Origin of the sequence: Streptomyces himastatinicus ATCC 53653 (genome assembly GCF_000158915.1) — a bacterium.
Taxonomy (GTDB): domain Bacteria; phylum Actinomycetota; class Actinomycetes; order Streptomycetales; family Streptomycetaceae; genus Streptomyces; species Streptomyces himastatinicus.
Genome location: NZ_GG657754.1, coordinates 505,057 through 508,939, shown reverse-complemented (window position 1 = coordinate 508,939; position 3,883 = coordinate 505,057). Strand labels below are relative to the sequence as shown.

General features: G+C 70.8%; 3 protein-coding genes and 1 pseudogene. 3 read left to right on the top strand and 1 reads right to left on the bottom strand.

All coding sequences use genetic code 11. The features are described from left to right. A partial coding sequence (locus SSOG_RS52070) for an aromatic-ring hydroxylase C-terminal domain-containing protein (RefSeq protein ID WP_483754806.1) occupies nt 1-211 on the top strand: 211 nt, incomplete at its 5' end. 51 nt (nt 212-262) lie between these two features. On the opposite strand, the gene SSOG_RS02130 is transcribed toward SSOG_RS52070, so the two are convergent. Continuing rightward, nucleotides 263-1,291, bottom strand: coding sequence for a DUF3048 domain-containing protein (locus SSOG_RS02130; RefSeq protein ID WP_342634258.1), 1,029 nt, complete (start codon nt 1,289-1,291; stop codon nt 263-265). A gap of 112 nt (nt 1,292-1,403) precedes the next feature. Between SSOG_RS02130 and SSOG_RS53095 the strand changes: the two genes are divergently transcribed. Then, nucleotides 1,404-1,574: a hypothetical protein gene (locus SSOG_RS53095; protein ID WP_167542449.1), complete on the top strand. Its 171-nt coding sequence runs from the start codon at nt 1,404-1,406 to the stop codon at nt 1,572-1,574. Nucleotides 1,575-2,120: 546 nt separating this feature from the next. Continuing rightward, nucleotides 2,121-3,883: pseudogene (locus SSOG_RS53090) on the top strand (hypothetical protein); the annotation flags it as partial.

Below are 3,883 nucleotides of genomic sequence, written 5' to 3'. Positions count from 1 at the left end.
TGGCGCATATGCCACCGCCATGGGCATCGCCGAGCGGGCCGCCGGGGGAGCGGACCGGGTCCGGACGGTCTCCGCCCGCCCGGCCACCGCGCATCCGGGCTGGGATGATGTGCGCACCGTGCTGGTGCGACCCGACGGACATGTCGCCTGGGCGTCCTCCGAGGGCCCGGGTGCCGTCCATGGCCGCGTCGTGAGCGTGTCCACCTGGTGAGACGGATCAGCGGCCCGTGAAACACCACCCACACCGGGCCCCGCGCGAACGTCATCCCGGTCGCCGTCCGTGGTGGTGAACGTGGTGCCGCCCCTCGCGCCCGGCCGGGACCAGCGGGTCTCGTACGCCTTGCCGTTCGCGCAGCACCAGCGCCTTGCCCGACCCGACCGTCTCGGTGAAGGGCGTGACGCTGCCGAGCACATCGTGGAAACGCGACGGGCGGACCGTTGTGTGCTGCACCACGACCGTGGCGGCGCCCAGCCGTCCGCCGTCGGTGGTGCGGGCCGGGGTGCCGTCCATCGCCACCAGCCACCGCTTGGCCGCGGCGGACCAGGTGAAGGTGAACCCGGCGGACGGATAGCGCACCGACTGCCGCTTCTTGGGCTCTCCGCCCGGTGGCGCGGCGCCGAAGCGGAAGCCGATGTCCGAGGCGTTCGAGGCGTGCGGGGCGAGGCGCAGCGCGGTCTCGGGGCGCACATAGAGGTTGTGCGGCGCCGGGTGCTCCGTACCGCGGACATAGGCGCGTGGCGCCGTGGCGGGTGGCAGCGGATACAGCGGCGCGGCCTCCACGGTGGACCGCAGCCGGGACTGGACGCCCGAGTACGCGAGCGCCGGGTGCCCGAACTGGCGCAGCAGATCGAAGTCGCTCTCGCGGGCGCTGCGTACCGGTCCCACTTCGGCGGGCAGCCGGCTGGAGAACACCGCGAGCATGCGGCTCAGCCCGCCCTCCACCTGCTCGACGTAGACGATGTCGGCCGAGCCGATGCCGGTCTGGGGGCGGGCCTGGCTCGCGTTGTCGATCTTCACGGCGAGGATGGGCGCGGGCTTCGCGGGCAGGCCGGTGAAGGGGAACTGTCCGGCGACGGGCGACCGGGCGTGCTCGGTGGGCCGGGCGCGGCCGCCACCTTGGCCCTGGTCCTGGCAGCCGCCCAGCAGGGCGAGCGCGAGGAGCGCCGCGAGCAGCAGGGCCGCGGGCCGGGCTCTTCGCGGGTCCTTCACCCGTTCGGCGGACATATGCCCCACCCCCTCCCGTCCCAGCTCACCACGGATGGGGGCCTGCGGCCACTTGGCGCGGAGCATTCGGCCGGGGTGTTGGTTCCTTGTCCAGTCCTCGGGAATCGACGGGCGGAGCCTTCAAGTGGTCGTTAACCTGACGACAGATCCGGTTCAGCCGACCACGAAGGAGTGTGCGGTGACCCCCGAGCAGACCAAGAGCGACGAGTCACACGCGGAGTACGGCAGGCGGCGGGTGGAGCCGCCGGAGGTGGGCAGTCTGGAGGTGTGGGCACGCTCCGCTCCGATCCGCCTCGCCGGTTACGAGGACGACCTGGCCGAGCCGCACATTCTCCAGAGTGTGGACTGAGCGGCGCCGTCGATTCGCTTCATTGCAGAACAATTCGGACGGCCGTCATCCAGCCGATTTCGGCGCGGCCCGCGAGGGGTGATACCCCCGCTGTGCAGCAGGAACAGATATTCGAAAGGCTTTGGCCAAGGCCGAAAATCCGATCAGTCGGCACAAGGGGTGTTCGATCCTCACGGCTTCTCCATATGTGTGAAGCCGTGGGTGGAGGCGTTCGTTCCGGAGCGATGAAAACCAGTCACCGCGGGGGCGCCGACGGCGCGTTGTGCGGCGCTCGTGGATTCGATCTACGCCGGGATGGCGCATTATTTGGACTGCGCGGCCTCGGCTTCGGCCGCGCGGCCGGTCCGGACGGCGCTGTCCGTGAACCGGCGACAGGGGGAGGGACATCAGCCGTCGGGGAGGGGAGCCCCGGCCGCGTGAAGCCGCGTTTCTGAGGATCATTCATCGCTCATTCGCCTCGGCACGCCGCCACCGGTGTTGCCGACGCGCGTCATTCACCGGTCGGCGCCGCGCGCCCTGCGCGGCTGCCCCTGGGGGGAGTTCACCATGGGTCGGATGACCCGGCCTGCCGCGGCATGCGCCGCTGCGATCCTGCTGACGGCATTCGCTCCGGCGCTCACCGCGAGCGCCGCCGTGACGCCGAGAATCGACCTGCGGGTCCTGGTCCTGGACGACCACGGTCCCGCGACCGCCGCCATCACCGCCGAACTCGACGGTTCCGGCACCCCGTACACCGCGGTCGACCTGACCGCCTCCGGGCGGTCGCGCATCGATGCCGCGTTCCTCAGCGACACCGTCGACGGACGGCCGCGCGCCAAGTACCAGGCGGTCGTGGTCCCCAACGACAGTCCGTTCGGGGACGGTTCGGCGGAGATGGCCGCGCTCACCGCGTACGAGAAGAAGTTCGGCATCCGCCAGGTCGACGCGTACACCTACGCCCGCCCGGCCGTCGGCCTCAACCCCCCGCAGAACCCCGGGTACGCCGGATCGCTCGACGGCCGTACCGCGAAGGTCACCCCGTCCGGCGCCGCGGGCCCGTTCGGCTACCTCGACGGCACCGTTCCGTTCGAGGACAACGACCCTGACGTGACCGAGAGCTATGGCTATCTGGCCGTCCCGCTGGAGCGGCAGGCCGAGGGCGCCACCTACACCAGCTATGTGGACGCAGCCCTACCCGGCAGCTCGGCGCGGGGCTCGCTGGTCGGCGAGTTCGCCCACGACGGGCGCCGCGAACTGGTCGTCACCTTCGTCTACAACCAGTACCAGAGCCAGTTCCGGCTGCTGGCCCGCGGCATCGTCGAGTGGCTGACCCAGGGCATCCACCTGGGCGCCGACCGCAACTACCTCGCCGTCCACGTGGACGACGTGTTCGCCGCCGACGACCGCTGGGACACCGAACTCAACTGCACGCCCGGCGACATCGACTGCGGCACCGCGGGCAACGGCGTCGAGAACGACCCCATCCGGATGACCGCGGCCGACGCGAGTTACGCCAAGGAGTGGTCCACCAGCCACGGCCTCACCCTGGACCTCGCCTTCAACGGCGGCGGCAGCGAGGCGTACAAGGACGAGAACGGCGGCAGCGACCCGCTCGCCCAGCGACTCGTCGCCGACCAGGGCTCCTTCCGCTGGATCAACCACACCTACAACCACCCCTTCCTGGGCTGTGTGCAGGACACCACCGTCGTCCCCTGGAAGTGCGCCACCACCCTCCTCGGCACCACCCGCTACGTCGGGCTGACCGACATCACCGGGCAGATCGGCGACAACCTCACCTGGGCGGGCCGCCAGAACCTCGCCGTCGACAAGACCGAACTGGTCACCGGCGAGCACTCGGGCCTCAAGACCCTGCCGCAGCAGCCGAACGACAACCCCAACCTGTCGACCGCCCTCACCCTCACCGGTGTCACCTCGCTCGGCAGCGACGCCTCCCGGGAGGCGGACCAGCGCACCGTCGGCCCCGCCACCACCGTGCCGCGCCACCCGATGAACATCTTCTACAACGCCGGGCGCGCCGCCGAGCAGGCCGACGAGTACAACTGGATCTACGCCAAGAAGGCCGACGGGGGCAGCGGGGTGTGCGAGACCTCCTCGGCCACCACCTGCCTGGACGCCCCGCTGTTTTTCTGCCACCGGCTACGCCTCGTACATCGCGCCGCTGGAGTCCAAGATCGCGCTCGGCCATGTGCTGGCCAACGACCCGCGCCCGCACTACGTCCACCAGTCGAACCTGGCCGAGGAGCGGATCGTCTACCCGGTGCTGGAGAAGACCCTCGGCGCCTACGAGGGCCTCTTCGCCGACAACACCC

Excerpts from the sequence above, each read along its gene's own strand:
- SSOG_RS02130 (WP_342634258.1), bottom strand. The coding sequence starts at position 1,291 with ATGCTCCGCGCCAAGTGGCCGCAGGCCCCCATCCGTGGTGAGCTGGGA.